At 63.4% G+C, this 3,633-nt stretch carries 5 protein-coding genes and 1 other RNA gene; all 6 read right to left on the minus strand.

Features of this window, described 5'->3' with window-relative positions:
- Nucleotides 1-1,352: DNA polymerase III subunit gamma/tau (locus tag ACEW8G_RS04390; protein WP_373487236.1), on the minus strand; the 1,352-nt coding region annotated here is incomplete at its 3' end.
- A 148-nt stretch (nucleotides 1,353-1,500) separates the two neighbouring features.
- Nucleotides 1,501-1,596: signal recognition particle sRNA small type (gene ffs / locus ACEW8G_RS04395), an RNA gene on the minus strand.
- A 35-nt stretch (nucleotides 1,597-1,631) separates the two neighbouring features.
- A complete protein-coding gene (locus tag ACEW8G_RS04400) occupies nucleotides 1,632-1,922 on the minus strand; it encodes a type II toxin-antitoxin system RelE/ParE family toxin (RefSeq protein WP_373487233.1) in 291 nt (96 codons plus the stop codon).
- On the minus strand, nucleotides 1,913-2,155 hold the full coding sequence (locus tag ACEW8G_RS04405) for a type II toxin-antitoxin system ParD family antitoxin (RefSeq protein ID WP_373487234.1): 243 nt from the start codon (nucleotides 2,153-2,155) through the stop codon (nucleotides 1,913-1,915). Before ACEW8G_RS04405 ends, ACEW8G_RS04400 begins: the two co-directional genes overlap by 10 nt.
- 51 nt (nucleotides 2,156-2,206) lie before the next feature.
- Nucleotides 2,207-2,542 carry a 2Fe-2S iron-sulfur cluster-binding protein gene (locus ACEW8G_RS04410; RefSeq protein ID WP_373487235.1) on the minus strand — a complete coding sequence of 112 codons (336 nt, stop codon included), beginning with the start codon at nucleotides 2,540-2,542 and terminating at the stop codon, nucleotides 2,207-2,209.
- Nucleotides 2,543-2,545: 3 nt separating this feature from the next.
- A complete protein-coding gene (locus tag ACEW8G_RS04415) occupies nucleotides 2,546-3,628 on the minus strand; it encodes a cysteine desulfurase family protein (RefSeq protein ID WP_373487237.1) in 1,083 nt (360 codons plus the stop codon).
- Between the last annotated feature and the right edge of the window lie 5 nt (nucleotides 3,629-3,633).

The raw sequence follows: 3,633 nt of genomic DNA on the forward strand, positions 1-3,633 counted from the left end.
TGCAGCCGCATGATGCCGGCGGCGAGATGCTGGCCGCCAGCCTCGACCTTCGCGACAAGGTCTTCCCACTTTACTGCATTTACGCCTGGCGCGTCGGCGGCGGGAGTCCCTTCCGCAGGCGCTGCGGGAGCGCGGGTCGCGGCGTCCTCGATCAGTCGCGCCAGCCGACCCGGATCGGGCAGTTCCTGCGCGTGCAGCGTGCGCAACAGTGCCATCCGCGCCGAGACCAGCGGGTCGGGTGCCTGACGCACTTCGTCATAGCCCTTGAGCAGCAATTGCCAGAGGCGATGGAGCTGCGCGGGGGGAATCGCAGCGGCCCACTCGCCCAGCTGCACACGTTCCTCGGCGGAGAGCGCATCGACCTCGCCGCCCGAAACCTGCGCCACGGTCACGCGGTGGACGATATCCATCAGCGAGCGCAGCATCGCCAGCGGCTCGACCCCGAGCGCGTATTGTTCGTCGATCCCTACGAGCAGTTCCCTGCCCTCGCCCGCTAGCAGATGCGCCAGCAACCTTCGTTGCGCGCTCTTGTCGGCGAGCCCGAGCATCGAACGGACCCGCTCGGCGGTGACCCTGCCCTCGCTGTCCATATCGGCATGCGCGATCGCCTGATCGAGGATCGAAAGCCCGTCGCGCACCGAGCCCTCGGCGGCATTGGCGATGATCGACAGCGCCTCTGCATCGGCCTCGACGCCTTCCTTGGTGCAGATCAGCGCGAAATGCTCCTGCAGCATCTCGGCGGGGATGCGGCGCAGGTCGAAGCGCTGGGTGCGGCTGAGCACGGTGACGGGGAGCTTCTCCACCTCGGTGGTGGCGAACAGGAATTTCACATGCGCTGGCGGCTCTTCCAGCGTCTTGAGCAGCGCGTTGAAGGCGTTGCGCGAGAGCATGTGAACCTCGTCGACGATGTAGATCTTGTAGCGCGCGCTGACCGCGGAATAGCGCACCGCCTCGATGATCTCGCGGACATCGTCGACGCCGGTGTGGCTGGCGGCGTCCATCTCGATGACATCGATATGCCGCCCCTCGGCGATGGCGACGCAGGGCTCGCAGACGCCGCAGGGGTCGATGGTCGGCCCGCCGGTCCCGTCGGGGCCGATGCAGTTGAGCGCCTTGGCGATCAGCCGCGCGGTCGAGGTCTTGCCAACCCCGCGCACCCCGGTCATCAAAAAGGCATGCGCGAGCCGTTCTCGCCGAATCGCATTGCCCAGCGTCTGCACCATCGCATCCTGCCCGATCAGTTCGGCGAAGGTCTGTGGGCGGTATTTGCGCGCCAGTACGCGATAGGCCTGACCGCCTGAAGCATGCGCGGTGGCTACGGTTGGCGGCAGGTCGAGTCCCAGCCCCGGCATATCGGGCACATCGTCTGGCTGATCGCCAACATCCGTCTGCGGGGAATCGTGCATAAGGCGATGATTAGCCGCAGCATGGAGAAGATGGAAACGAAACCGCCAGCCTGTGCAAAGAGGCGTTCAGCTATTCTGTACATCAAATGAGGGAGCGGTAGGAGCCGAACGACCCGCGGCGAAAATCGTTGTGGCTGCTTCCTTCCGGACCTGACCAGATTGGCGACGGCCACGTCCGCCCGACTCCCGCTCCGCATATGGCGATATGTTGCAAGGAAAGCAAGATCAGGTCAGGTGGCGACTTGCATCCATGCTGGCATGCAGAACGCGCACAATCAAAATGCGCGTTTCATCGCTGCCATAATAGAAGATATGCTTGCGGTGCTTGAGTTTACGAAGCCTGCCGCTTCTTGTGCTCACGCGCTGACCAATCCCGGGGTTATCGACGATCCGGTCAAATGCGATTTTGAATGAAGCGACATAGTCTATCCCCTGCCCTGCCCCCCATTCCGCTGCCGAATAGGCAATGATATCGTCAAGATCAGCGTCGGCAGCTTTGCTGATGTCTAATCGCACCGATATTTCATCCGCGCCTCAGCTACAATCTGCTCCAGTGACCGCGTGGTGATACCGCTGGCCAAGCCCTGTTCAAGCAGGTCATCCAACCGCTCGACAGCAAAAGCCTCATCTCGCTCTTCTGCCCTGTTACGGATCAAATCGCGGATAAAGTCGCTGGCGTTGGCATACATGCCGGTGGCGACTTGTGCGTCGACAAAGGCTTTCATCTCATCGGGGAGTGATATGTTCATGGTGGCCATGGCAGAAATATATCAAAATCGGCCAAAGTTTGCCATAGGAGATCACATCCCCTGCATGTCATAGCTTTCGGCCGGTATGCGCATCGTCAGGCTGCCCCATTCCTCGCGCAGGAAGATCTGGCATGACAGGCGCGAGGTCCGGGTGACGGCCACCGCCAGATCGAGCATGTCCTCTTCCATTTCGACCGGCTCGGGCAGCTTGGCGACATCACCTGCATCGATAATCACATGGCAGGTCGAGCACGCCATTTGCCCCTCGCACGTGCCTTCAAGCGGCTGGCCGTGCGCCTGTGCGACATCGAGCAGACGGTCGCCATCGTTCGCCTGAACGGTCTGGCGAGACTTGCCATCGGCGCTGATGAAGGTGACGTCGATCATCGCTTATCCAAACTGGTCAAGGGCGGCCTGGTTGATCAGATGCGCGGCGCGCTCGATTTCGTCAACCGTGGTGTAGCGGCCAAAGCCAAGACGGATCGACGAACGCACCTGGTCCGCCGACAAACCCAGCGCGGTAAGCACATGGCTGGGCCGTCCGGAGCCGCTGGCGCAGGCAGACCCCGCCGAAAACGCAACACTGCGCACGTCGGACAGCAACCGCGCCACATCCAGCCCGTCGCGCCGCAGGTTAAGATTGCCTTCATAGCGATGGTCCAGCGACCCATTGACCTGCCAGTCCGCAAACAGCGCCAGCGCCACTTTGCGAAGTATCGCGACATGCGCTGCATCCGCGTCAACCCGCACCGCAGCAAGCCTGGCCGCAGCGCCGAATCCCGCGCAAAGTGCAGGCGAGAGCGTGCCCGAGCGCAGCCCCTGTTCCTGACCACCGCCGTGGATCAGCGGTTCAACATTGATGCCGTCGCGGATCCATAAAGCACCGATGCCCTTGGGGCCGTGGATCTTATGCGCGCTCACCGCGACCATATCGGCCGCGTCAGGGATGGGCAGACGGCCGAAGCCCTGCACCGCATCGCATAGCAGCAGCGCTCCGGCGTTGTGCGCGATATCTGCGAGGGCAGCAATCGGCTGGATGACGCCGATCTCGTTGTTGACCAGCATCGCGGCGACCAGCGCGGTCTCGCTGCCAACGGCTGCGCGGGCCACGTCGAGATCAACGATACCGTCATTACCGACCGGCAGCAGATCGAGCGTGAACCCTTGACGCTCCAGCCAGAAGCATGTGTCGCGCACCGCGGCGTGTTCGGTGACGATGGTTACGATGCGGCAGCGCGGCTTGTGCGAACCCAGCACACCGCGCAGGCCCAGATTGATCGCTTCGGTCGCACCGCTGGTGAACACCAGCCGTCCGCCAGCGGGCATCAGCGCGGTCACGCCTTCGCGCGCGAACTCGACCGCTGCTGCCGCCTTGCGTCCGCCAGAATGGGCGCTGTGCGGATTGGCCCAGCCGCCGCCCGAGTCAATTCCCCCCAGCCACGGCTGCATCGCGGCCAGCGCTTCGGGCGCCAGAGATC

It is taken from the genome of Blastomonas sp., from assembly GCF_041747255.1.
Lineage (GTDB): Bacteria > Pseudomonadota > Alphaproteobacteria > Sphingomonadales > Sphingomonadaceae > Blastomonas.

Bases quoted from the DNA above. Each gene is read 5' to 3' on its own strand.
- ACEW8G_RS04405 (WP_373487234.1), bottom strand. From the start codon at position 2,155: ATGAACATATCACTCCCCGATGAGATGAAAGCCTTTGTCGACGCACAA.
- ACEW8G_RS04410 (WP_373487235.1), bottom strand. From the start codon at position 2,542: ATGATCGACGTCACCTTCATCAGCGCCGATGGCAAGTCTCGCCAGACC.